General features: G+C 71.4%; 18 protein-coding genes. 5 read left to right on the top strand and 13 right to left on the bottom strand.

Annotation, left to right across the window (positions count from 1 at the left end):
- Nucleotides 1–32 precede the first annotated feature (32 nt).
- The 8 genes from AB0H56_RS03200 to AB0H56_RS03165 all read right to left on the bottom strand — a co-directional run bounded on the left by AB0H56_RS03200 (nucleotide 33) and on the right by AB0H56_RS03165 (nucleotide 10025).
- The gene (locus tag AB0H56_RS03200; protein WP_357156502.1) at nucleotides 33–983 is read right to left on the bottom strand and encodes a Ppx/GppA phosphatase family protein; all 951 of its coding nucleotides are present in this window, start codon (nucleotides 981–983) and stop codon (nucleotides 33–35) included.
- 59 nt (nucleotides 984–1042) lie between these two features.
- Nucleotides 1043–1564, bottom strand: coding sequence for a DUF501 domain-containing protein (locus AB0H56_RS03195; RefSeq protein WP_357156500.1), 522 nt, complete (start codon nucleotides 1562–1564; stop codon nucleotides 1043–1045).
- Nucleotides 1561–2145, bottom strand: coding sequence for a septum formation initiator family protein (locus AB0H56_RS03190; RefSeq protein WP_357156498.1), 585 nt, complete (start codon nucleotides 2143–2145; stop codon nucleotides 1561–1563). Before AB0H56_RS03190 ends, AB0H56_RS03195 begins: the two co-directional genes overlap by 4 nt.
- Nucleotides 2146–2182: 37 nt before the next feature.
- Complete coding sequence (gene eno, locus AB0H56_RS03185; protein ID WP_019049143.1) at nucleotides 2183–3469, bottom strand: phosphopyruvate hydratase; 1287 nt, start codon at nucleotides 3467–3469, stop codon at nucleotides 2183–2185.
- 115 nt (nucleotides 3470–3584) lie between these two features.
- Nucleotides 3585–4295 (bottom strand): lytic murein transglycosylase, encoded by a 711-nt coding sequence (locus AB0H56_RS03180; protein ID WP_357157841.1) that lies wholly within the window; start codon nucleotides 4293–4295, stop codon nucleotides 3585–3587.
- Between the two features lie 70 nt (nucleotides 4296–4365).
- A complete protein-coding gene (locus AB0H56_RS03175; protein WP_357156496.1) occupies nucleotides 4366–7356 on the bottom strand; it encodes an ATP-binding cassette domain-containing protein in 2991 nt (996 codons plus the stop codon).
- A 225-nt stretch (nucleotides 7357–7581) separates the two neighbouring features.
- Nucleotides 7582–8520 (bottom strand): ABC transporter permease, encoded by a 939-nt coding sequence (locus AB0H56_RS03170; protein WP_357156494.1) that lies wholly within the window; start codon nucleotides 8518–8520, stop codon nucleotides 7582–7584.
- The gene (locus AB0H56_RS03165) at nucleotides 8517–10025 is read right to left on the bottom strand and encodes an ABC transporter substrate-binding protein (protein WP_357156492.1); all 1509 of its coding nucleotides are present in this window, start codon (nucleotides 10023–10025) and stop codon (nucleotides 8517–8519) included. The genes AB0H56_RS03170 and AB0H56_RS03165 overlap by 4 nt, the downstream gene beginning before the upstream one ends.
- Before the next feature lie 325 nt (nucleotides 10026–10350).
- Here AB0H56_RS03165 and AB0H56_RS03160 point away from each other — a divergent pair, with 325 nt between their 5' ends.
- The 5 genes from AB0H56_RS03160 to AB0H56_RS03140 are packed head-to-tail and all read left to right on the top strand — an operon-like array spanning nucleotide 10351 to nucleotide 16283.
- Nucleotides 10351–11454 (top strand): TauD/TfdA family dioxygenase, encoded by a 1104-nt coding sequence (locus AB0H56_RS03160; RefSeq protein WP_357156490.1) that lies wholly within the window; start codon nucleotides 10351–10353, stop codon nucleotides 11452–11454.
- The gene (locus AB0H56_RS03155) at nucleotides 11414–12436 is read left to right on the top strand and encodes an ornithine cyclodeaminase family protein (RefSeq protein ID WP_357156488.1); all 1023 of its coding nucleotides are present in this window, start codon (nucleotides 11414–11416) and stop codon (nucleotides 12434–12436) included. The genes AB0H56_RS03160 and AB0H56_RS03155 overlap by 41 nt, the downstream gene beginning before the upstream one ends.
- Nucleotides 12427–13770 carry a Y4yA family PLP-dependent enzyme gene (locus AB0H56_RS03150; RefSeq protein WP_357156487.1) on the top strand — a complete coding sequence of 448 codons (1344 nt, stop codon included), beginning with the start codon at nucleotides 12427–12429 and terminating at the stop codon, nucleotides 13768–13770. The genes AB0H56_RS03155 and AB0H56_RS03150 overlap by 10 nt, the downstream gene beginning before the upstream one ends.
- 31 nt (nucleotides 13771–13801) lie before the next feature.
- Nucleotides 13802–14836, top strand: a complete 1035-nt coding sequence (locus AB0H56_RS03145; RefSeq protein WP_357156485.1) for a cysteine synthase family protein — start codon at nucleotides 13802–13804, stop codon at nucleotides 14834–14836.
- Nucleotides 14837–14891: 55 nt separating this feature from the next.
- A complete protein-coding gene (locus tag AB0H56_RS03140; protein WP_357156483.1) occupies nucleotides 14892–16283 on the top strand; it encodes an MATE family efflux transporter in 1392 nt (463 codons plus the stop codon).
- A gap of 13 nt (nucleotides 16284–16296) precedes the next feature.
- Here the strand turns inward: AB0H56_RS03140 and AB0H56_RS03135 are convergent, their stop codons facing one another.
- From AB0H56_RS03135 to mfd, 5 genes are all read right to left on the bottom strand, one after another.
- A complete protein-coding gene (locus AB0H56_RS03135; protein WP_357156481.1) occupies nucleotides 16297–19596 on the bottom strand; it encodes a hypothetical protein in 3300 nt (1099 codons plus the stop codon).
- Nucleotides 19597–19689: 93 nt separating this feature from the next.
- On the bottom strand, nucleotides 19690–20265 hold the full coding sequence (locus AB0H56_RS03130; protein WP_110039796.1) for a TerD family protein: 576 nt from the start codon (nucleotides 20263–20265) through the stop codon (nucleotides 19690–19692).
- Between the two features lie 4 nt (nucleotides 20266–20269).
- Nucleotides 20270–20749, bottom strand: a complete 480-nt coding sequence (locus AB0H56_RS03125; protein ID WP_357156479.1) for a hypothetical protein — start codon at nucleotides 20747–20749, stop codon at nucleotides 20270–20272.
- A gap of 147 nt (nucleotides 20750–20896) precedes the next feature.
- Nucleotides 20897–21604 carry a MazG family protein gene (locus AB0H56_RS03120; RefSeq protein WP_357156477.1) on the bottom strand — a complete coding sequence of 236 codons (708 nt, stop codon included), beginning with the start codon at nucleotides 21602–21604 and terminating at the stop codon, nucleotides 20897–20899.
- On the bottom strand, nucleotides 21604–25215 hold the full coding sequence (gene mfd, locus AB0H56_RS03115) for a transcription-repair coupling factor (protein WP_357156475.1): 3612 nt from the start codon (nucleotides 25213–25215) through the stop codon (nucleotides 21604–21606). Before mfd ends, AB0H56_RS03120 begins: the two co-directional genes overlap by 1 nt.
- Nucleotides 25216–25244 lie beyond the last annotated feature (29 nt).

Genomic DNA, 25244 nt, shown 5'->3' with positions numbered 1-25244 from the left:
CGGTCATGGTGCGCGGCGAGGCCTTTTCACGGTCAGGCCAGGATCGACATGGCGATGCCGTCGAGGATGTCGTGTTCGCTGACCACGAGCTCGGTGATGCCTGCGCGCTGGGCCAATTCGTCGGCCAGGACCTCGGTGATCACGGCGCCGCCACCGATGACGTCGACCCGGCCGGGGTGCATGGGGCCGAGGGCGGCGCGCTGGTCGTGATCCATGGCGATCAGGCGGTCGCACACCTCGTGCACCTCGGCCAGGCTCAGGCGGGTGAGATGGACTCGGCTGGAATCGTATTCGGGGAGGTCGAGGGCGACGGCGGTGATGGTGGTCATGGTGCCGGCGACGCCGACCCAGGTGCGCACCTCGTCGACCGGGACCTTCGCGAAGGCCTCGTCGAGCTTGCGCTGCGCGAATTCGCGGGCGGCGGTGACCTGATCGGCGGTCGGCGGGTTGCCGGGCAGGCAGCGTTCGGTGATCCGCACGCAACCGATGTCGGCCGAGTGCGCCGCCTGCACGCCCGCGCTGTCGCCGACCACCAGTTCGGTGGAGCCGCCGCCGAGGTCGACCACGACGAAAGGCCCCGCGTCGGTGGACAATTCGCCGACGGCGCCGGCGAAGGACAGCCGCGCCTCCTCGTCACCGGTGATCACCTCGGCGACCGCGCCCGGCACCACCCGGCCGAGCTCGGCGCGGGTCATGTCGAAGAAGTCGTCCCGGTTGGCGGCGTCGCGGGTGGCCGAGGTGGCCACCATGCGGACGCGCGAAACCTCTTGCGCGAGCATCTCATCGACGTAGGCGGTCAGCGCCACCCTGGTGCGTTCGATCGCCTCGGGCGCCAATCGGCCCGACGCGTCGACGCCCTGGCCGAGCCGGACGATGCGCATCTCCCGGTGCACGTCGGTGAGGGTGCCGTCGGCGCCCACCTCGGAGATCAGCAGACGGATCGAATTCGTGCCGCAGTCCACCGCGGCGATGCGCTCGGTCATGATGTTCCTCCTGGTCGGCGCGGGCGCCGGGCCGGAGACGGACCGGCGCTCCTTCGCGATTATGCCGATTCTTCGGACTTGCGTGCCGCCGGCCAGTCGGCCGGGATGGCGGTGCCGCGCAATCCGGCGTCGGCCGCCAGTGCCACGGCCTCGTCACCGAACGGGTTCACGCCGGGGCCCTTGGCCAGCGAGTGCGCGATCAGCACGTGCAGGCACTTCACCCGGTCGGGCATGCCGCCGCCGGTGAAATCGGTGCCGAGCGACTCGATCTCGTTCCGTTCGGCGAGGTAGCTCTCGTGCGCGGCGCGGTAGGCGGCCGCCAGCTCGGGGTCGGCGGCGAGCCGTTCGGTCATCTCCCGCATCACCCCGGCCGACTCCTGCCTGCTCGCCTCGGCGGTGAGCCGGGGGTCGGTCAGGTAGTACAGGGTGGGGAACGGGGTGCCGTCGGGCAGCCGCGGCGCGGTCTTCACCACGGCGGGCAGGCCGTCCGGGGTGCGGTAGGCGACGGCGAGCACACCGCGCGGCTCGCGGCCCAGCTGCTGGGCGATGATCTCGAGGTCGCGCTCGTCGGGTGCTGTCACCTTGGTCCTTCCGGGGCCGGTTCGGAGATGCTGCGCCACAGGTCGGTGTACCAGGGGTCGGGCGCCGCTTCGCGGGTGCTCATCGGCGGCGGCGCAGGCGCTTCGATGCCGGGAATCTGCACGATGTAGGGGGTTTCGCCGGGCATCACCAGCCGCAACCGGTCGCGGGCCTCGGTGCGGATGTAGGCCGGATCCTGCTGCTGGGCGCGGCGATCGCGCAGGGCGGCGAGATCGGCGTCCAGTTCCGCGCGCTGCTCGGCCAGCGCGGCCGCTTCGGCGCGCTGGCTGAAGTAGGTGCGGGTCGGGACGGCCAGCGTGAGCGCCAGCCCGCACAGCACCGCCGCGAGGATCACCGCCTTGCCGGTCGAGAGACCGAGGATGGTGTGCTCGTTGCGGGTGAGCTTGCCGCTGGGCTTGCGCTTGGCGCCCGCGGTGGACTCGGGGCGGCGCCTGGTGGTGCGTTTGGCCGCGGCGGGGCGGCCGGGCGAGTCGAGATGACTGGGGCGGGAGCGCGCCGCCCGCGACGTGCGGCGGTCGCCTCGTCCGGCCGGACTGGTCCCACGCGCACGTCGATCGGTCATTCGCTCCCTACCCCGTCATCTCATCGCTGTACTGCTTCTAGAACTCGCCGGTGAAACGCGGGAAGGCCACGTCACCGGCGTAGCGTGCCGAATCACCGAGGGCATCCTCGATGCGCAGCAGCTGGTTGTACTTGGCGACCCGCTCGGAACGGGCGGGGGCGCCGGTCTTGATCTGACCCGAACCGACGGCGACCGCGAGGTCGGCGATGGTGGTGTCCTCGGTCTCGCCCGAACGGTGCGACATCATGGTCTTGTAGCCGTTGCGGTGCGCGAGCTCGACGGCGTCGAGGGTCTCGGTCAGGGTGCCGATCTGGTTGACCTTCACCAGCAGCGCGTTGGCCGCGCCCTTGGCGATGCCCTCTTCCAGGCGCTCGGGGTTGGTGACGAACAGGTCGTCGCCGACCAGCTGCACCTTGTCGCCGATCGAGTCGGTGAGCGCGACCCAGCCGTCCCAGTCGTCCTCCGACAGCGGGTCCTCGATGGAGACCAGCGGGTAGCGGGTCAGCAGGTCGGCGTAGAACTCGCCCATCTCGGCGGCGGTGCGGACCTTGCCCTCGAACTTGTAGCCCTCGCCCGCGGTGTAGAACTCGGTGGCGGCCACGTCGAGCGCGAGCGCGACGTCGGTACCGAGCTTGTAGCCCGCGCGCTGGATGGCCAGGCTGATCAGGTCGAGCGCCTCGACGGTGCCCGCGACGTCGGGGGCGAAGCCACCCTCGTCACCCAGGCCGGTCGACAGGCCCTTCTCCTTGAGCACGGCCTTGAGCGAGTGGTACACCTCGGTGCCCCAGCGGAGCGCCTCACGGAAGGTGGGGGCGCCGATCGGGGCGACCATGAACTCCTGGACGTCGACGCCGGTGTCGGCGTGCGCGCCACCGTTGAGGATGTTCATCATCGGCACGGGCAGCACGTGGGCGTTCGGGCCGCCCAGGTAGCGGAACAGCTCGAGGCCCGAGGACTCGGCCGCGCCGCGCGCCACGGCCAGCGACACGCCGAGCAGGGCGTTCGCGCCGAGGCGGGACTTGTCGGGGGTGCCGTCCAGGTCGAGCAGGACCTGGTCGACGGTGCGCTGCTCGACGGCGTCGAGACCGATGATGGCGGGCGCGATCTCGTCGAGGACACCCTCGACGGCCTTGGTGACACCCTTGCCGTTGTACCGGTCGCCGCCGTCACGCAGCTCGACGGCCTCGTGCTCGCCGGTGGACGCGCCGGACGGAACGTCCGCCCTGGTCAGGGTGCCGTCGTCGAGGGCGATCTCGACCTCGACAGTGGGATTGCCGCGCGAATCCAGAATCTCGCGAGCTCCGACCTGTTCGATGATGGCCACGAAAACGACTCCTTACGACTGAAAGGCACGGTAGGTCTCACGGGATGGTCCGTGCGGTGCCGAGCCTATCGTCTCGGCGTGACGTGGAGTAACCGGCACTCCGGCCGGCCGGTAACTACACCCGGCGGCCGATGCTGTAGGTCGCGGCCCGGTCGCGCACGACCCGCATGTACTTGTTCGACTGGTTGTAGGCGAACAGGGCGCGCTGCCAGCCGTCGGCCGAGGTCAGGTCGCCGCCGCGGGTGCACAGGTACCTGGCCGCGGTGAGGGACGCGTCGTCGATGTTCTGCGGGTCGAGCACGCCGTCGCCGTTGGCGTCGACCGCCCAGCGCCGCCAGGTCTCGGGGATGAACTGCAGCGGGCCGACGGCCCGGTCGTAGGTGGTGTCGCCGTCGAGGCTGCCGCCGTCGGTGTCGCCGATGGTGGCGTTGCCCTTGGTGCCGTCGAGGGCGACGCCGATGATCGCGGGCCGCACCGTGCCGTCGGCGTCGACACCCGCGCCGCGATGGGTGCCGTGGCCGCTCTCCACGCTGGCGATGCCGGCCAGGGTGGTCCAGGCGATCCCGCATTCGGGCCGGGACTTCGCCAGCACCGCCGCCGCGTACCCGTACGCCTCGAGCGCCACCGGCTCGATGCCGACCGCCTCGGACTGCTCGTCGGCCCACGCCCGCAACTGCTCCGCCGCCCGCCCCGGCGCGTCGACGTCGATCGCGGGCAGCGCGGCGCCGGGACCCGGTGGCATGTCGCCGGGAATCGACGCGAGCGAGCTGCACCCCGCGAGCAAGGCGATCACCGCCACCGCGGCGAAGACGCCGGCTTTCTTCACAGACACGTAATCAATCATCCAGATCCGTGGGCTCGTCGGCATCTCTCACAGCGAGTTCTCAGAGTGCGGGTCAGCCGAGCAGGGCGGCGGTGGCCTGGTGGGTGGGGGCGGCCAGCACGGTTGCGGTGGCGCCGGATTCGACGACGCGGCCGTGGTCGAGGACGAGCAGTTCGGTGCAGTGCGCGGTGACCAAGGCCATGTCGTGGCTGATCAGCACGACGGCGGTGGCGCGGGTGGCGCGCAGGTCGTCGAGCAGGGTCATGATCGCGGCGGCGGTGGCGGGATCGAGGGCGGTGGTGATCTCGTCGCAGATCAGGACGGCGGGATCGGCGGCCAATGCCCTGGCCAGGGCGACGCGCTGACGTTGGCCGCCGGAGAGTTCGGCCGGATGCCTGGTCGCGATGTCGGCGGGGAGTTCGACCGCGGTGAGCAGGGACTGAATGCGTGCGCCCAGCTCGGCCTTCGGCACCCCCGCGATGCGCCGCAGCGGACGGGCCAGGGTTTGTTCGACCGTGCGCCGTGGGTTGAGCGCGCCGAGCGGGTTCTGGGTGACGAGCTGGATTCCGTTGGCGCCTGCCCGGATTCGCCGCCTGCGGCCGACCCGGATCGCGGTGCCGCGCACTTCGAGGGTGCCGGTGGCGGTGCGGTGCAGTCCCGCGATCACCCGGGCCAGGGTCGTCTTGCCCGCTCCGGAAGGGCCGACAACGGCCAGCGCTTCGCCGGCGCCGACAGCGAAGGCGATGTCGTGGAGGAGGTCCTCACCGTTCGCGCTGGCGCGGATCGTCTTGGCGCGCAACGCTGTCGGCCGATCGGCCAGCCCCTCACGGTCTAGCTCCGCGCTGCCCGCATCGTGCTCGGGGAGGTCGGTGCGATGCGGCGCGGTCGGGCCACTGTCGACCGTGGTGGATCCACCGGGTGGGTGGACCTCTAGCACCGTGTCGGCGATGGCGTGGATGGTCTTCGTGTCGTGGCCGGAGAGCAGGACGGCCGTGGAGCCGTCGGTGGCGAGGCCGGCGATGAGGTGGGCGATCTCGGTGCGGAGCGCGCCGTGCAGGCCGGCCAGTGGTTCGTCGAGGACCACGACGTCCGGGCGGCGGAGCAGGGCGCGGGCCAGGGCGACGCGGCGCTGCTGTCCGCCGGAGAGGCGTCCGCAGCGGCGGCGCAGGTGGGTGGCGTCGAGCCCGACGGTTTCCAGTGCGGCGAGGCGGTCGGCGTCGGACGCGGTGGGTGCCGCCTCGGCGAGCAGGGTGCGTACGCGCAGCAGCGGGTTGAGTTCGGAGCCGGGGTCCTGGCCGACGTAGGCGATCCTGGTGCGCCGAAAGGTCCGCAGCGCCACCGAATCCAGCGCGAACACATCCTGTCCGGCGACCCGCACCGCGCCCGTTCTCGTCACCCCGGGCGGGACGTGCCCGAGCAAGGCCCGCATGGCGGTCGATTTGCCCGCGCCCGACGCACCGGTCAGCGCGGTGACGGTGCCCGGCTTCAACCGAAAGGACAACGGCGCCAACAGAACAGCCCCCGAATGGGCGACAACTGTCAAGTCCTCGACGACAACCGCCGCCCCGTCGTCCAGGGACGGGGCGCCCCCTGATTGCTTCGGACCCGCAGCCGAACCGGCTCCCCCTCGACTGCCGTGGTCTCCACCATCCGCCACAGAGCCGCCGACGGGCGACTCGGCGGCCATGACCGGCACGGATGGCTCCGCCTCGCGGCTAGGCACCGCATCACCGGCAGAACCCGGAGTGCTCGCGCCACCGGCCGAGGCCCTCACGGGGTCGCCGGTCACCAGCAGATCGGCGGCGGACAGCTCCGCTACACGGCCAGACACCGTATCACCCCCGGACGATGCCGCTTCACGACCAGAAGTCGCATCACCGGCGGAACCCGGGATGCCCGCGCTACCCGGCGAGGTTCTCGCGGAATCGCCGGTCGCCAGCAGATCGGCGGCGGACGCCCTGGTTTCACGGCCAGACACCGCATCACCGGCGGACAGCTCCGTTCCACGGCCAGACACCGCATCACCGGAAGATGGCTCCGCTTCACGGCCAGACACCGCGTCACCGGAAGACACCGGGACGCTCGCGCCATCGGGCAACGTCCCTGCGCGACCGCCGGTCACCGGCAGGTCGCTGACGGATGCGCCCGCCTCACGGCTGGCCACCGCGTCGACGGTGGATGAAGCCGCTTCACGACCTGACGCCGTATCACCGGTGGAACCCGGGATGGTCGCGCTACCGGGCGACATCCGTGTGGGTCCAGCGGTGACCACCAGGTTGATGCCGACGGCGACGATGGCGATGGCGGCGCTGGGGGCGAGGGTTGCCCAGGGGTTGAGGAGGAGGCCGGAGGCGTTGTCGCGGACCATGTTCGCCCAGTTGTCGTCGTCGAGGGCCGAGACGCCGAGGAAGGCGACGGTGCTCACGAGGTAGACCGCGACGACGAAGCGCAGGCCGAGCTGGGTGGTGAAGACCGAGCGCAGATTGGGCAGGATCTCCCGGAAGACCAGGTGCGTCAGCGATTCACCGCTGGCGATCGCGGCCTCCACGTAGCCGGTGGCCGCGATACCGGCCGCCGCGGAGGCGAAGATCCTGGCGCAGTAGGGCACGCCGAACAGCAGCGACACCGCGATCAGCGCGAACACCCCGCCCTGCGGCCACGCGGTGAGCACGAGCAGGATGCCGAGGACCGCGGGCAGCAGGATCAGCAGGTCGCCGCCGAGCGCGATCACCGTCGCCGCGCGCGGCCGGACCGCGGCGACCGCCCCGAGCAGCGCCGACAGCACAGTCACCACGACCGCGATCACCGCCGACACCACGAGCAGCTCGAACCCACCGGTGAGCAGATGGCTCAGCACATCCCGCCCGAGCCGATCGGTCCCGAGCACCGCTCCCCCGCCCGGCCCCGCGAACGGCATCCCGACCGCCCGCTCCGCGGGGTACGGCGCGAGCACCGGCCCGACGATCGCGAGCAGCACCACCAGCGACACCCCGGCACCGACCGACCAGCGCCACCACTTGGCCACGCCACCACCGCGGCGCGACGACACCGACACGCTACTCACCGCTCACCCCGAATCCCCGTGACAGTCCGGCTCGGCCGCCCGGCCCGCCACCCACACCCTGCGGCGATCCCGCGAACGAGCGGCCACTGATCGCACGCCCCAACACGGCGAAGACCCGCCGACAACTCGCCCGCACCTCGAACACGCCAGCCGGCTGACGCGCACCACGAGCGGGCCGGTGAGGACGGGCAGGCGCGTCCTCGGTGCGCGAAGAAAGGTCGCCCGTCATCGCGCGCCCTCCGCAGCCCATCGACGGACCACATCCGCCACAGCGAGCAGCACCATCGTGACGATGGCCGTCAGCGCCACGACGGCGGCGACCGTCGCGGTGTCGCGGTCGGCGACCGAACCCGCCAGCACCGCACCGACTCCCGGATAGTTGAACAGCGTCTCCACGACCAGGGCGCCGCCGAACATCATGCCGACGGTGGTCGCGTAGCCGACGACGATGGTGGGCGCGGCGAAGGGCAGCATGTGCCGCAGCAGCACGGTGCGGGTCGGAAGTCCGTCCAGGACGGCGCTTTCCACGTGTGGTGTGGTGGCCACGTCCTGCAGCGCCGAGCGCACCACCCTGGCGTTCCAGCCGATCTGCGGGATGGCCAGGGCGAGGACGGGCAGGATCAGCATGTCGGGACTGGCCGGGAAACCGGAGCGGTCGGTGATGGTGACGGCGGGCAGCAATCCGGTCGCCAGCGAGAACACCAGGATCAGCAGTGTGCCGCAGACGAATTCGGGCACCGCGACGGCGATCGTGCTGGCCGGTTGCAGCAGCCGCGCGCCGAAGGCCTCGGGCCGCACCGCCCACCAGCAGCCCAGCGCCAGCGAGACCAGCACGGTCAGCAGCAGGGCGATGCCGCCGAGCAGCAGGGTCTGCGGGAACTTGTCGGCCAGCAACGCGCCGACGGAGTTCCCGCGGGAGGTCTGCCCGAAATCTCCGGTGAGCACACCGGAGAGCCAGTGCCAGAACTGCACCGGCAGCGCCCGATCCAGGCCGAGCTCGTGTTCCTTGGCGGCGAGCTCGGCCCGGTTCGCGTCGCGGCCGAGCGTCGAGCTGGCCGCGCTGCCCGGCAGCAGGTCCACCGCGACGAACACGATGGCCAGCAGGGCCAGCAGCAGCGCGACGCGCCGGAGCACGAGCAGGGCGAACGCTTTCACGGCGATCACGCCAACCAGGCACGTTCCAGCTGGACGCGCGCGAAGCCGCCGAGGGTCGGCAGCCCCCGCACCTGTGCCGCGGCGACGTCGATGCCGTCGGCCATGCCCCACACCAGGTAGCCGCCGCGGTCGAATTCGATGCGCTGGATGTCGGCGACGGCCTTGGTGTGCTCGTCACCGTCGGCCGCCAGCGCCTTGGCGGTGGCCGCGTCGAATTCCGGGTCGCGGAAGGCGGTCTCATTGCGGTTGGAGCCGGAGGTGAGCAGCTTGTCGGCGTAGAAGAGCACCGAGTCGTTGGTGCCCCAGGACACGGTGTACAGCGGCGCGTTGAGCCAGGTCTGGTCGTAGAACGCGGCAGACTCGACCACCTGCACGTCGAGCTTCACGCCGATCTCGGCCAGTTGCGCGGCGATCACCTTGGCCGACTCGACCTCTCCCGGCGCCTCGGCCTTGGTGACGAACGGGTAGCTGCGCCCGGTGTCGAAATTCGCCTCGCGCAGCAGGGTTTTCGCGCGCTCGACATCGCGGTCGCGGCGCCGCGCCGCGTCGTAGAGCGGGTCGGCGGTGCCGAGCACGTCGGCCGCGACGGTACCGAATCCGGAATGCACCTGGTTCACCAGCGCGTTCCGGTCGACGCCAAGCCGCAGCGCGGTGCGCACGCGAACATCGGCGAACGGGCCGTCGGCGACGCGCATGGCCACACCGAGCATGGTGTCGTTCGCGCGCCGGACCACCTGCAAGTCGCCGCGGCCCGCCGCCGTGCGCCCGGCGATCGCGCCGACGTTGGACGCGAGGTCGATCTGCCCGCCGAGCACCGCGTTGCTCAGCGCGGTGGTGCTGTCGAACATCGTCACCTCGATCGCGTCGAGCAGCGGCGGGGTGCCGTGCCACTGCTCGTTGCGGACCAGGCGGGCGTTGCCGCCCTGGTAGGACTCGAGCTTGAACGGCCCGGTGCCGACGGCGGCGGTGAAGTCGGTGGTGCCCTGCGGCACGGTGAACGTCATCAGCCGAAGCAGCAGCGGCAGTTGGGTATTGGGCGCGGGCACGGTGAACACGACCCGGTTCGGCCCGTCGGCGGCGATGTCGTTCTCGGCCACCGGCATCTTCGACGCGCCGCCGACCTGCCGCAGCCGCTTCATCGACCACACCACGTCCTCGGCGGTGACCGGCGCGCCGTTGTGGAACTTCGCGCCCTCGGCGATCGTGAACGTCCAGCGCTTGTTCTCGGCGTCGGCCTCCCAGCGCGAGGCCAGCCGCGGCGCGACCGTCGGATCGGCGCCGGGGACGGTGAGCGCGTCGTAGACGAGCGAGGCGATCAGGAAATCGCTGTCGTTGCTGAGGTTGGCGTGCGGATCTCGCTCGCTGCGCGCCGCGGTCCCGAGTGCGCCGACCCGCAGGGTGCCGCCCCGCTCGGCCGGTCCGTCCGAGTCCTCATCGCGTGAGCACGCGGCCACCAGCAGGAGTGCGGTGACACCGAGCCCGGACTGCAGAAGCTGCCTACGTGTGAAAGCCATCGTCTCTTCTCCCTCGAACCGCGCGAGGCACCGCGCTGCCTGGCGCCGCAAACCAGGCGAGGCTAGCCTAAACGCTGGCCCCGTTGGTGACCTTTCCTCGCCTCGGCATCGAATCGCAAGTCTCCTCACCCACCCCGGATCCACCCCGGTCAGCGGCCTGGGGTAGACATGCTGTTATACGAATACGCTATTTCCAGCGCGAAACCCTTAGGTAAGTCTTGCCTAAATACATGGCAGGCACTACCTTCGCATCGAGTCTCCACTCCACCCGCGATCGACCGATGCGAAGAAGGGAAGGCCGGTGAAAAGCGTTCTCCCAGAACGTATGACGATTCACCTGCACGACATCGAACATCGCGAGCTCCCGCACGGCGCCGCAGTCGCCGTCCGCGCGCTCGCCACCGACATCCGGCACCGATTAGGTGACCGACCACATACCGAGACGCTGCACGATCCGGCGCTGCTGGCCCAGATCGAACAGCGTGCCACCGAACTCCCCGTCGCCGTACGCCACGCCGTGCGCCCACCCGCCACCCCGGCGGGCGCGACCGTGGTCCGCGGGCTGCCCGTCGACGACGCGGATTTCGGCCCGACACCCCGGGACTGGCAGGCTGCGGCCACCGAGGCCGCCGATCCCCGGCACACCGGTTCACTCGACCTCGACATCGCCATGCTGCTGCTCGCCCGCTGCGCGGGTGAGCCTTTCGGCTGGCAGGGGCAGCAGAACGGCAGGCTGATCAACAACATCGTGCCCGCCGCGGGCCACGAGGACGAGCAGTCCGGCGCGAGCAGCTCCACCCTGCTCACCCCGCACACCGAGGACGCCTTCCACGCCGCGCGCGCGAATCTGCTGATGCTGGCGTGCGTGCGCAATCCCGACCGGGTCGCCACCACGGTGTCCTCGGTGCGCGAGGTGCGGCTGCCGGAAGCGGATCTGAAGGCACTCACGGTGCCCACGGTGCCGATCCTGCCCGACGTCTCCTACGGCACCGGTTTCGATCAGCCCGCGCCCGCGCTGCCGACCATCTGGTTCGACGACACCGACAGCGCCACACTGCGTTACGACCCCGCCTACACCCCGCTCGACGACGCCGATCCGGCCTTCCGGGCGGCCTATGCCCGCCTCACCGCCGAATTCGCGCGGGTCTGCCACGCGCCCGCGCTGGCGCCGGGCGAACTGCTGCTGGTGGACAACGACGTGGCCGTACACGGCCGGGTCCCGTTCCGCGCCAGGTACGACGGCACCGACCGCTGGCTCAAGCGCGTGAACATCCGGTTGCCCGAACGTCGCCGGCGCGCGCTGGAATCGTCCGAGAATGGGTATGGGCAACGGGTGATCGCGCCGTTCCGGGCGAGCACCGATCGGACAGCAGAGCGGGGCAGTACAGATGAACGCGCAGACGAACGAGGATCCGTTGAACAACCGTGACAAGAGCACCCCGCTGCGGGTGCTCTCGCGCAGCGACCTGGCCGACGTGCCGATCACGCCCGCGGAGGTGGTGCGGGCGGTGGAACAGGCCTATCTCGCCTTCGCGGCGGGCGAATCCGACAACCCGCGCAAGCTGAGCGTCGCCGATCCCGGCGGCTCCTCGGTGTCCTACGCGATGCTCGGCCGCGACGGACGGCGCCGGGTGGTGGCCATGAAGACCTCCTACAAGTTCGATCCCGGCCACGACCGCAGCACCAAGCGGTATTACACCACCATCACCCTCTACGACGACACCACCGGCGCGCCCATCGCGATGATGGACTGCGCCAGGGTGGGCGCGCTGCGCACGCCCGCGGTGTCGGCACTGCTGGTGCGCGAGACCGCGCGGCCCGGCGCCGAGAGCGCGCTGCTCATCGGCACCGGTACCCAGGGACGCAACGCGTTACCGCATCTGCTCGCGGCGAATCCCCAGCTGCGCAAGCTGGCGGTGTACGGCACGCACCCCGAGGGGCTCGCCGCGGTGCAGAGCCACCTCGCCGACGCGGTGCCGCACGCCGTGCTGGAGGTGGTCGACGATCCGTACGCGGCGGCCGCCACGGCCGACGTGGTGCTGGCCACCGCGGGGCCCGGCACGGAGGTCGCGCTCGAATCCAGCCATCTCGCACCGGGTTCGGTGGCGGTGCTCGTCGGGTACGGGCTGGCGCCGTCGACCCTGGTCGACGCCGACCGGGTGGTCGCGACGAGTGCCGCGCAGATGGCGCTCACCGGCACCGACATGGCCGGGCCGGACGGCACCCTGCGCTCGGTCGACGCCGAACTGCCGCAGATCCTCACCCGTGGCGCCCAAGCCCGCCGCTCCGACGACGAGAAGATCTTCGTCTACAACAGCGGGCTGGTGCTCACCGATATCGCGGTCGCGCACGCGCTGGCGGCCAGGGCCATCGCCGAGGGACGGGGCGTCGAGGTGCCGCTATGGGACTGAGCGTCGCGGCGACGCGCGTTCCGGCGCACTGCGCTCCCCCGATGGGCGCCGAGGTCGACGCGCTCGAGCGGCGCCTGCTCGACGATCCGCAGGTGCTCGACGAGATCGCCGACGCCGTCGGAGGGCCGTTCCATGTCCTGTTTCCGGAGCGAGTCACGTTTAACGTCAACGCCTTTCACTCGGCATTCCGCGCGGCCGGGGTCGACGGGTTCGTGTACTTCGGGAAGAAGGCGAACAAGGCGGCGTGCGTGGCGCGGGCCTGCGCGGAGAGCGGGGCCGGTGTCGATGTCGCCAGCACCGGCGAGCTGATCGCCGCGCTGGCGCAGGGCGTACGCGGTACCGACCTGATGGTGACCGGGCCCGCCAAGTCCGGCGAGCTGTTGTGGTTGGCGGCCCGGCACGACGCCCTCATCGCGATCGACGCGCTCGACGAACTCGACCGGCTCACCGCCCTCGACCTGCCAGCCCGCATCGTCCTGCGGGTGCTGCCGGACGGTTCGGCGAGCCGGTTCGGGCTCGACCCGGTGGAACTGGAGCAGGCCATCCAGGCGGTGCGCGCGCCGATCACGCTGTCGGGCTTCAGTTTCCATCTGTCCGGCTACGACGCCGTCGCCCGCGCCGACCAGGCCGCCGCCCTGGTGGGGCACTGCCTGCGGGCGCGGGCCGACGGGCATCCCGCCGACACCATCTCGATCGGCGGCGGATTCGGCGTCGACTACCTCGACGCGGAATCCTGGTCGCGATTCCGGGACGGCCTGAGCGAGAAGTGGTTCCACGGCAGCGCGCCCGGTGACGGCTACTACCCCTACCACTTCCCGATACCCGGCGCCGCCATGCTGTCCGCCGTCCTGGCGCACAACGATCTCGCCGGCCTGTTGCGGTCCAACACGATCCGGCTGGCGGTCGAACCCGGTCGCGCGCTCCTCGATCGCGCGGGCAGTTCGGTGTTCCGGGTGCAGGGCGTGAAAACCCGGACCGCGCACGGCGAACCGTACGACATCCTCACCGTCGACGGCACCAGCCTGAGCCTGTCGGAGCAGTGGTTCGACAGCGAATACCTGCCCGACCCGGTGCTCTGGCCGCACCGGGCGGGCCAGCAGACCCCCACCTGTGTCGGCGCCACCACCTGCCTGGAATCCGACCTGTTGAGCAGGCGGCGGATCCCGCTGCCCCGCCGCGCCCGCGTCGGCGACCTGCTCGTCTACCCGAACACCGCCGGGTACCAGATGGACTCCAACGAATCACCGTTCCACGAACTCCCGCTGCCGCCCAAGGTCGTGCTCCACGAGCGCGGCGACCGGCTGCGCTGGACCCTCGACGCCACCGCCCGCTGATCCCCCCGAACTCCCGATGGAGGAACACCCCATGGCTCTCGTCACGCGCGTGACGGATCTGATCGGCCGCACCCCGCTGTTCGAACTCGCCGTCACCGACTCCGGAACCCGGTTGCTACTCAAGCTCGAACAGTTCAACCCCACCGGCGCCGCCAAGATCAGAATGGCCCGCTCGATGGTGCTCGACGCGGAGCGGCGGGGTTTGCTGCGCGATGGCGGGCATATCATCGAGTCGACGTCCGGGAACACCGGGCTCGGCTTGGCGGTGGTCGCGGCCGAACGTGGCTATCGATTCACCGCCGTGGTCGACAACCACGCCTGTAAGGACAAACTGCGCGCGATGAAGGCCATGGGCACCGACCTGGTGTTCGTCGCCGACGACGGTGACGACGAGCTCGCCACCTCGGCACGGGAGGACCTCGCCGAGGCGATGGCGGCCGCCCGCGACGACGCCTACTTCACCGAGCAGCACAACAACGACGCCAACGCCGTCGGCTACTACGCGGTGGCCGAGGAATTGCTCGCCGACGTCGAGCGGGTCGACATCCTGCTCTCGGCGGTCGGCACCGGCGGCTCCCTGTTCGGCACCGCGACCCGGTTGCGCGAACTCGGTCTGCCCGCCCGGGTCATCGGCGTGGAGCCGGTCGGCTCGATCGCTTTCGGCGGCGAGGGCGGCCCGTACTGGCAGTCCGGCACCGGCACCCCGCCCGGCGCGACCATCGGCACCGCCGTCGACTACTCGCAGCTCGACGAGGGTGTGAAGGTGAGCGATGTCGACGCCTTCGCCACCGCGCGCGCCGTCGCCAGAACACACGGTCTGCTGATCGGTGGCTCGGCGGGCGGTTCGGTGCACAATGCCTTGACGCGGCTCGAGGAGTTCCCGGCCGGGTCGACCGTGGTCACCATCGTGTGCGACGGTGGCGAGAAGTATCTCGACACCGTGTTCGACGACGAGTGGATGGCCGCGCGCGACCTGCTCGATCCCGCCGCCGAATGCGAGATCACCACGCTGCTGCGCCGCTATTCGCCGCTGCGGCGCACCGACGAACTGATGGAGGTCAGGTGAGCGCGAACGCGCGCTACACGAACAGCTGCCCGCGCCGACGCCGCGGAGCGAGCGAGTGAGCGGGACCAGGGCCGACAGCGCCGCGCTGGCCAAGCTGGCGACGCCGATCGCGTTGACCCAGCTGGCGCAGATCGCGGTCTCGACCACCAACCTCGCCCTGATGGGCACCCTCGGCGTGGCCGAGGTCGCCGCGGGCGGGCTGGCGCTGGTGCTGTTCAACCAGATCCGCACGATGTGTGTCGGGCTGATCACCGGCACCGGCAACCAGATCGCCGGCGCGCTCGGCGCGGCGGGCAAGCGCGGCGACTCGGCCGACGACGAGGTGCGCGGCGTGGTCCGCGCGGCCTTCGTCATCGCGACCATCGCCGGCCTGCTCGGCGGGGCCGTGCTGATCGGGCTCGGCTGGGCGCTGGCCTGGCTGGGCCAGGACGTGGCCGTACTCGAGCTGGCGCGGCCGATGATGATCGCGCTCGCGCCCGGTCTGCTGCCGTGCCTGTGGTTCCAGGTGCTGCGGCAATACACCGTCGGGATGCAGCGACCACAGGCGCTGCTGCTCGTCACCCTGGGCTCGGTCGCGTTGAACATGGTGCTCGCGCTCACCTTCATCCACGGCTGGGCGGGCCTGCCCGCCTGCGGGCTGACCGGTGTCGGCATCGCGACCTCGCTGGTCTTCCTCATCACCTTCGGCGTGTTCTGGGTGATGGTCCGCCGCGACGAGCAGCTCGGGCGCACGCTGCCATCGACGCCGTGGCCGGTGCGCTGGTCGGTCGTGCGCGAGGAGCTGCGCCTCGGCACCCCGATCGCGCTCACCTACGGGTCGGAAGCTGGCATGTTCTCGGTGCTTGCGCTGGTGATGGGCAGCTTCGGGCCCGCCGCGCTGGCCGCGCACAACGTGGTCTACCAGATCATCTACATCGTGTTCCAGGTGGCGATCGGCATCTCGCACGGCGCGTCGATCCTGGTCAGCCACGCGGTCTCGCGCGACGAGTACAGCCACGCCAAGAACCTGGCCTGGGTCGCGCTGCGGCACGCGGGCATCGTCGCGGCGGTCACCGGCGTGGTCTACGTGGCCGCGCCGGACCTGGTGCTCGCGCCGTTCCTCGATTCCGGCGACACCGACACGATCGCCATCGCGCACACCCTGCTGCTGATCGGCATCGTCCTGCAGTTCTTCGACGCCGCGCAGAACATCGGCACCGGCCTGCTGCGCGGACTCAAGGAGACCTCGGCGGGCTTCCGGCTGTCGCTGGTCGGCTACTGGGGTGTCGGCCTGCCCGCGGCCCTGCTGTTCGCCTTCCCGCTCGGACTGGAGGCGGCGGGCGTGTGGTGGGGCCTCACCGCGGGCCTGGCCACCACCGCGGCCCTCATGCTGCGCAAGTACTTCGCCCTGCTCACCCGGGCGAGCGCCACCCCGAAGGTCCGGGTACCCGCCACCCAGGCCCACTGACGCGGAACCCGGGTCATTCGGGCGCGGTGAACACGGCATGCGCGGCGCGACGGACATCGATGTCGGGGTGTGCGCGCAGGCCGGCGAGCAGGTCCGGCCACGGCGCCTCCCAACCGGACCGGGCGCCGGCGACGGCGATCAGCGCGACCGCGGCCAACGTGGTGCTCAGGCCGGATGCGGCCACCAAGCCGGTGGCGGTCGGGACCAGCCGCGCGGTCGCGACCCGGTGCGCATCGTGGCCGAGGCGTTCGGTCAGGTGGTGAGCGGGCCGGGTGAGGAGGGCACCCACCGCAATCGGCGACAGCGATTCGATCGCGTCGACCGTGCGTTCGGGCTCGGTCCAGCGCACCGCGGCCGAGGTCAACGCGATGACCTGCTCGTGCCACAGCGGGTCGGCCACGAGCCGTCCGGCGACCCGAGTCGCGATCGGACGGGCGGTGTCGCCGGTTCGGAGGGCGAGCATCAGCCAACGCACCATCGCCTCGAGCCGCTGACGGGCGGGGAGGTCACGGCCAACGAGCGTGTCCTCGTCGCGCCGGAGCCGGTCGACGGCGGCGAGCACCGCGGTCGGGTCGGCGGCACCGGTGGCAGCGCTCATCAGCGCCCGTAGCGCCGCGGGCCAGAGGCCGACCTCGGTGCGATCGGTCAGCCGGTCGACCAGGATGTCCGCCATGGTCGGCGGCGCCCAGGGGTACCAGCTGACCAGGGCCTGCAGCGCCGGTGCGGCGATCCGGTGATCGGCCCGGGTGGCGAGATCGCAGACCAGGGCAGCGAACCGGTGCCGCCACTGCTCGGGCAGCGCGTACGGCGAGACGGCGGTGACCGCGTCGGCCACCTCCGGGTCGGCCGCGGCCGCGTCGAGGAGCCGCCACATTCCCGGGTCCCGGAGCAGCAACGGCAGAACCGCGACGACGGCCCGCCGGACATCGCGGTGCACATCGGGCCGGTCCCACAGCGTGCCGATCACCTGTGTCGCATCCGGTGCGGGCAGCGTGGCGAGCAGGCGGACGCCTTCCTTCACCGCGGTGACCTTCGGTGACGCGAGCAGCGGCGCCAACGCGGCGCCGAGCTCATCCGACGGGACACCGCGTGCGCACGCCGCGACGCCGCTGACGGCCACGCGGGCGCGGTCGTCGGCGACATGCCGCGTCAGCACCGACAGTGCCCGTCGCGGTTCGTCGCTGCCGCCCAGCGCGGTGAGCGCGGCCTCGGCGACGACGAGGTCGGTGGCGTCGACATAGCGGCTCAGCCGGTCGAAACTGCCGGGCAGCGTGCCCAGCTTGCGGACGGCGGACGCGCGTTCGGCGATCGAGGCCTTCTCATGCCGGGCGTAGCTGTCGAGCAGCCGCGCGTAGTGCTCGACCTGATGCGGCGACCAGCGGTCACAGCCGGCGAGGAACATCGGGACGACCCGGGTCTGGGCGGGCAGGAACCGACCCGGCGTCGACCGGTTCAGCAGCGTGTCCAGCAGGTCGGTGCGGCGGCGGCCGACGATGTGCTGCACCTCGGACAGCGTGATGAGGGAGCGGTCGCGGTGCAGGATGTCGTCGAGGTGCGCGTCACGGGTGGCCCGATCGGCCAGCGCGAGCGGGACCGCCGCCCGCACCGTGCGATCGTCGGCGGCGGTGCAGGCGCGTAGCAGCAGGTCCTGCAATTCGGGGACGCCGTAGGCGCGTTCGGCCAGTCCGGCGGCGAGGGCGAGCGTGAGGTACCACCGGTCGCGGTCGGCGTCGTCGGACAGTCTCCGATGCAGGGTCGCGACCAGCCGCCGCTCGGCGCCGCGCGCAAGATTGTGGTGCATGCCGGTGAAGCTCGGGTACCAGCCGGCTTCGGCGAGCCCACCGACCACGCGCAGCGCGCTGTCGGTGAAGGCCTGCTCGCCGGTGTGCGCGGCTCTGGTCAGCATGATGTGCGCCAGCGTCTCGACCGCGCGCGAGGTCTGATACGAGCGGTCCCTGGCCTCTAACGCGTCGGTGGCCAGCTGTTCGAGCGCGGGCAGATGCGCCGTGGTCAGCAGCGACGCGGGCACGGACGCGACCGCGCGCAAGGCGCTGGAACGCACCGGATCCTGCTCGTTCCGGAGGCGGGTCAGCGACGCGAGCAGGGCACCGAGGACGGCGGGATCGCGCGCACCGGCGGCCGCGGTCACCAGTAGCGGGTAGGCGCGCGCCCGGTCCTCCGCGGCGGGCCGCCGCACCGCGTGCCGCAGCGACGACTCGGCCTCCGGCCACGGCAGCCTGGCGCTCAACGAGTCGGCGACGGCGGGCACATCGGCGCCGCCGGGGCGGCTGAGGAGTTCGCGGGCCACCGCGGCGCGTGCGGTCCGTGGCAGCGCGTCGAGCACGGCCGTGTCGACGTCCGCCGGGGCGGTCCCGGGCCGGAGCAGCAGCCGCTCGGCGAGTGCCGCCCGGCGCGCGGGCGGCACGGCGCGCAGGAACCGAGGTCGCGCGGCCGCGGGGCAGGCTTCGAAGAGTTCGCGCAGCGGGGCGTCCGGGAGACCGCGCAGCGCTCGCACGGCGGCAGGCCCGGCGAGGTCGCGGCCACGCCCGCTCGGGTGCAGGATCAGGCGGCGCACCGCATCGGCGTCATGCCGTGCCAACGCGCCTGCCACCGGCCGCAGTCCGACGATGGGCACGTGTTCGATGGCCCGCTCGGCGAGATCGAGCAACCGGGCCGGGTCGTGGTGCGCCGCGACGGTGACATTCGCTGTGAGCCGGGCCCACCACTGCCGCCACTCGTTCGGTCCCGCGTCCGGTTCGAGCGCGGCGATCCGGTCGAAGACGAGGGCGGTGTGCCGACGGCACAGCCGCGACCAGCTCGGCACCGCGTAGGCGAGCTCGGGCAGCGCCTCGGCGACCACGTCGGCCGAGCAGGACGGCAGCACCCGGGCCGCTTCGGCGTCCCCGAACCGCGCCCGTACCACCGGGAGCACGGCGTCGGCGAGACGTTCACGACTGCCGTGGGCGAGCGCGCGCCACAGGCGCCGCCGCATCCGTTGCGACAGGTGTGGCAACCGCGGCAGCACGACGTCGGGTTCGGTGCCCAACCGGACCAGCGCGCTCAGCGCCGACCCGGCGCACTCGGGATCCGGGGAATCCAGCTGGGCCAGCAGATGGGCCCGGTCGCCGGCGACGGCGGCCATCCCGAGCGCCGTGAGCCGCCCGTACCGACCCTCCGCGGTCAGCTCGCCGAGCAGACCCGTCAGCTCGGACGTCCCCGCCAGTTCCCGTGCCGTGCGCGCGAATATCGCCAGCCGCTCGGGCACCGAGAGTTCCGCTACATCGGCGAGTAGCCGCTTCCCCCTACCGTTCACGCCGGGCAGCGTACAGCGCGGCTGTCGCCGCGAACCACCGACTTTCGCCGCCGAACCGGAATTCGCCGCGGCGAATTCCGGTCGAACGTGCCGTCAGATGTTGACGCCGTAGTCTCTGGCGATGCCGGCCAGGCCGGAGGCGTAGCCCTGGCCGATGGCGCGGAACTTCCACTCGTTGTTGTGCCGGTAGAGCTCGCCGAAGACCATCGCGGTCTCGGTGGACGCGTCCTCGGACAGGTCGTAGCGGGCCAGTTCGACGCCGGTGTTCGCGTCGGTGACGCGGATGTAGGCGTTGCGGATCTGTCCGAAGGACTGGCCGCGGGCCTGCGCGTCGTGGATCGACACCGGGAAGAAGATGTTGGTGATCGTCGGCGGCGTGGCCGCGAGGTCGACGTTGATCACCTCGTCGTCACCGTCGCCCGCGCCGGTGAGGTTGTCACCGGTGTGCTCGATGGTGCCCTCCGGCGAGCGCAGGTTGTTGTAGAAGACGAAGTGCTGGTCGGAGAGCACCTTCAGGTTCGCGCCGGTCGCCAGCGCGCTGGCGTCGAGGTCGTGGTCGGCGCCGGTCGTGGTGCGCACGTCCCAGCCCAGCCCGACAGCCACCTTGGTGAGATTGTCGGTCTGCTTCGACAGCGAGACGTTGCCGCCCTTGGCGAGGGTGACGGTCATGTGTTCAGTTTCCTTTCTCTGTCCAGGCGCGCAGCGTCTCGACGCGACCTTCGAGCGCACGCAGTTCGGTGTCGTCGAGCACCGTGCGCTGGATTCCACGATCCACCGCGAAGGCCGACTGCCGGTGGTCGTCGATCACGTCGACGTCCAGCTGTACCGCGGTGTAGTCCTCCGCGTCGGGCATCTGCTCGGCGATCACCTTCGCCCGGCCCCGGGCACACAGCGCGACATTGCCGCCGCCCAGGATCAGCAGCGCCACCTCCGGCCGCGCCCGCAACCGGGCCAGCGAGCCGCGGTCGGACTTCAGGCTGATCAGGATGCGCCGGTCGCCCGCGCGCACCGGCCACGACACGGGGATGGCGTGCGGGGCCGGATCGGTCGTCACCAGCACCGCGATGGTCTCCTGCGGCCACACCGGCAACACGTCGAGCTCGGGATGATCAGTCATGTTCGCCTGCCCTGCCGGTTCGACTTCTGTTGCCATCTACCTCACCTCGACGATCGTCGGACATCATGCGCCCGCCGTCGGACGGCGGGCCCACCCCGAGTCTAAAGCGGTGTGCCACTTGCCCGCTGGCTCGCGCACGATTGTCCGCCAGATCTCAGCAACGTCTCAGCCGCGGGCCGACGGTTAGCTGACCGGTAACCAAAACTCGCGCCACTCCCGCGCCGACAGCGGGAGCCGCTCCCCACGTGCGGTTTCCGCGGCGTCCTCGGCCGCCCGGATCGCGGCCGCGAAGTCCAGGGTCGCCTTGCGCAGCCGTTCCTCGGCGGAATCCGGTCCGCCCAGCTCGACCACGCGCAGGGTGTCGGGAATCAGGTCGTCGGGCAGACCGGCGCGCGCACTGCGCGCACGCACCTTCTCCGCCAGGGCGAGGGCGGGCTGGGCCATGGCGATGCCGTCCAGGCACGAGCGGCGCGACTTCTCGGCGGATTTGCGCTCCTCCCAAGCCTTTTCCTGCGCGGCGATCTTGTCCGCCACCGAGGTGCCCGCGGGCAGGTCGGCGGCGACGAGGTGCGGGCTGCGGTGCACGAGCTTGTCCACCAGCGTCGCCGCCACCTCCTCGACGGTGAATTCGCCTGCCGCCTCGGCGATCCGGGAATGGAACAGCACCTGCAGCAGCAGGTCGCCCAGTTCCTCCTTGATCGTCTCGTAGTCGCCGGACTGGATCGCGTCGAGCAGCTCGTAGGTCTCCTCGAGCAGGTAGGGGCGCAGCGAATCGTGGGTCTGGGTGGTCTCCCAGCCACCGAAGTTCCACAGCCGGTCCATCACCTCGACCGCGCCCGCCAGGCCGGCGGCGACCACGGCGGTGTCGGCGGCCTCGCTCGCCTCGCCCATCAGACCGGCGTCGCTTCCGTCGCCACCGAGAGATCCACCAGCCCTTGCGGTTTGCCGTCCAGCGCCAGCAGCAGGTCGGCGACGAACTGCAGCACGGCGACATCGCGGACCCGGTCGGCGCCGACGCTGTCGGTGACGCGCGGCAGCGGCAGCTGCACCAAACCGCTGGCGGCGCGGTAGGTGGCGCTGGGGTAGAGCCGCTTGAGCCGCAGCTGCTTGGAGTCGGGCAGCGACAGCGGCGCGAGCTTGAGCGTCGTTCCGGTGACCACGATCTCGGCGATGTCGTAGGACCGGGCGAGCAGGCGCAGCTTCGCCACCGACACCAGCCTGCCCACCTCCACCGGCAGCGGACCGTAGCGGTCGACGAGCTCCTCCACCACGGCGGCCAGCTCGGTGTCGTCGTGCGCGGCGGCCAGCTTGCGGTAGGCCTCGAGGCGCAGCCGGTCGCTGGCGATGTAGTCGGGCGGGATGTGCGCGTCCACCGGCAGGTCGATGCGCACCTCCTTGGTCTCCTCGGTGACGATCGGCTTGCCGTCGGCCGCGGCCCGATACGCCTCGACGGCCTCACCGACCAGCCGCACGTACAGGTCGAACCCGACCCCGGCGACATGCCCGGACTGCTCGGCGCCGAGCACATTGCCCGCGCCGCGGATCTCGAGGTCCTTCATGGCCACGGCCATACCGGCACCGAGATCGGAGTTCTGGGCGATGGTGGCCAGCCGGTCGTAGGCGGTCTCGGTGAGCGGCTTCTCCGGCGGATACAGGAAGTAGGCGTAGCCGCGCTCGCGCGAACGGCCGACCCTGCCGCGCAGCTGGTGCAGCTGCGAAAGGCCGAGGGAATCGGCGCGTTCCACGATCAGGGTGTTGGCGTTGGAGATGTCGAGGCCGGTCTCGATGATCGTGGTGCACACCAGGACGTCGAATTCGCGCTGCCAGAAGCCCTGCACCGTGCGCTCGAGCTGGTCCTCGTTCATCTGGCCGTGCGCCACGACCACCCTGGCCTCGGGGACCAGGTCGCGAATCCGCTTGGCGGCCTTGTCGATCGAGGACACCCGGTTGTGCACGTAGAACACCTGACCGTCGCGCATCAGCTCGCGCCGGATCGCGGCGGTGACCTGCTTGTCGTTGTAGGCGCCCACGTAGGTGAGCACCGGGTGGCGCTCCTCGGGCGGGGTGAGGATGGTCGACATCTCGCGGATACCCGCCAGGCTCATCTCCAGGGTGCGCGGGATCGGGGTGGCCGACATGGTGAGCACGTCGACGTGCGTGCGCAACGCCTTGATGTGCTCCTTGTGCTCGACGCCGAAGCGCTGCTCCTCGTCGACGATGACCAGGCCGAGATCCTTCCAGCGCACGCCGGTCTGCAGCAGCCGGTGGGTGCCGACCACGATGTCGACGGAGCCGTCGGCCATCCCGGCCATGATCTCCTTGGACTCGGCCGCGTCGGTGAACCGCGAGAGCCCCTTCACCGTCACCGGGAAGCCGGCGACCCGCTCGGTGAAGGTCTGCAGATGCTGCTGGGCCAGCAGGGTCGTCGGCACCAGCACCACGACCTGCTTGCCGTCCTGCACGGCCTTGAACGCGGCGCGCACGGCGATCTCGGTCTTGCCGTAGCCGACGTCGCCGCAGACCACCCGGTCCATCGGGACGGCCTTCTCCATGTCGGCCTTGACCTCGGTGATGGCGGTCATCTGGTCGACGGTCTCGGTGAACGCGAACGCGTCCTCCATCTCCTGCTGCCACGGGGTGTCCGGGGCGAAGGCGTGGCCCGGCGCCGCCTGCCGGGCGGCGTAGAGCTGGACCAGCTCGCCCGCGATCTCACGAACGGCCTTGCGCGCCTTGCGTTTCGTGTTCGCCCAGTCGGAGCCGCCGAGCTTGGACAGGCTGGGCAGCTCACCGCCGACATAGCGGGAGAGCTGGTCCAGCGACTCCATCGGCACGAACAGCCGGTCGCCCGGCTGCCCACGCTTGCTCGGCGCGTATTCGATCACCAGGTACTCGCGGCGGGCGCCGCCGACGGTGCGCTCGATCATCTCCACGAAGCGGCCGATGCCGTGCTGGTCGTGCACCACCATGTCGCCCGCGGACAGGGCCAGCGGGTCGACCTGGTTGCGGCGCTTGGCGGGCAGCCGCTTGCCCTCGGTGGGCGCGGTGACCCGGTTGCCGGTGAGGTCGGATTCGGCGACGACGACCAGGCCCGCGTCGTCGAAGACCAGACCGTCGTGCAGGGAGCCGCAGAGCACGCCGACCACGCCCGCCTCGGGCACGGCGCCCGCGTCGAGCGCCGCGGCGGGCACCTCGGCGTCGGCGAGCCGCTCCAGCACACGCTGCGCCGTACCGTGACCGGTGACGACGACGACCGCGCGCCCGCCCGTCGCCACGTGCGCGCGCAGCGAGGCGAAGATGGTGGCCACCAGCTCCTCGGACCCGCGCGCGGTGGGACCGGCCAGCACCGGCAGGTTCACCTCCACGGGGTCGCCGGAGCTGAGCGGGCTCAGCGTCCACCACGGCAACCCGAGTTCGTCGGCGCTGGTGTGCAATTCGGGCAGGTTGCGATATCCGGAGGCGGCCAGGTCGAGACCGTGCGCGCCCAGCGGCGCGTCGCTGCCGAACGAGGCGGCGGTCCAGGAGGCCTCGAGGAACTCCTCGCCGGTGCGCACGAGATCGGCGGCGCGGGTACGGATCTTCTCCGGATCGCACAGCAGCAGATGCGTGCCGGTGGGCAGCGCCTCGGTGAGCAGACTCAGCTTGCCGGGGGCGAGGACCGGGAGCAGGGCCTCCATGCCGTCGACGGGGATGCCCTCGGCGATCTTGTCGAGCATCTCGACCAGGGCGGCGTCGGCCGCGTTGTCGGCGGCCACGGCGGCGGCGCGTTCGCGGACCGGCTCGGTGAGCAGCAGCTCGCGACACGGCGGCGCGACGAGCGTCTCGACGGTCTGCTCGCCCAGCGAGCGCTGATCGGCCACCGAGAACGGGCGCAGCTCGGTGACCTCGTCGCCCCAGAACTCCACGCGCACCGGATGATCGGCGGTCGGCGGGAACAGGTCGAGAATGCCGCCGCGCACCGCGAACTCACCGCGCTTGCCGACCATGTCGACCCGGGTGTACGCGAATTCGACCAGGCGGGCGAGCAATTCGTCGAAGTCGGATTCCGCGCCGACCCGCAGCACGATCGGTTCGATGTCGCCGAGGCCGGCGGTCATCGGCTGCATCAGCGAGCGCACGGTGGTGACCACCACCCGCAGCGGCTCCGGGTACACCGGGTCCTCGGGGTGGGCGAGCCTGCGCAGCACCTCGAGCCTGCGGCCGACGGTGTCGGCGCCGGGCGAGAGCCGCTCGTGCGGCAGCGTCTCCCAGGACGGGAACTGCGCCACCGACGGGCCGAGCATCTCGGCCAGCTCGATCGTCAGATCGTCGGCCTCGCGCCCGGTGGCGGTGACGACGACCAGCGGCTGCTGCGCCGCGATGGTCTGGGCGACGAACGGCCGGACCGCCGAGGGAGCGACCAGCTCCACCCCGGACTTGCCGACCAGGTCGGCAACCGTCCGCAGCGCGGCGTCACCCCCAGCCGCCTCGGCCAGACCGGCGAGCGGAGGACGAAGGGAGGACATGAACGCTCCTGATACGCAGACGGGATGTT

It is taken from the genome of Nocardia sp. NPDC050717, assembly GCF_040654275.1.
Taxonomy (GTDB): domain Bacteria; phylum Actinomycetota; class Actinomycetes; order Mycobacteriales; family Mycobacteriaceae; genus Nocardia.
This window is presented reverse-complemented; position numbering and strand designations above follow the sequence as displayed.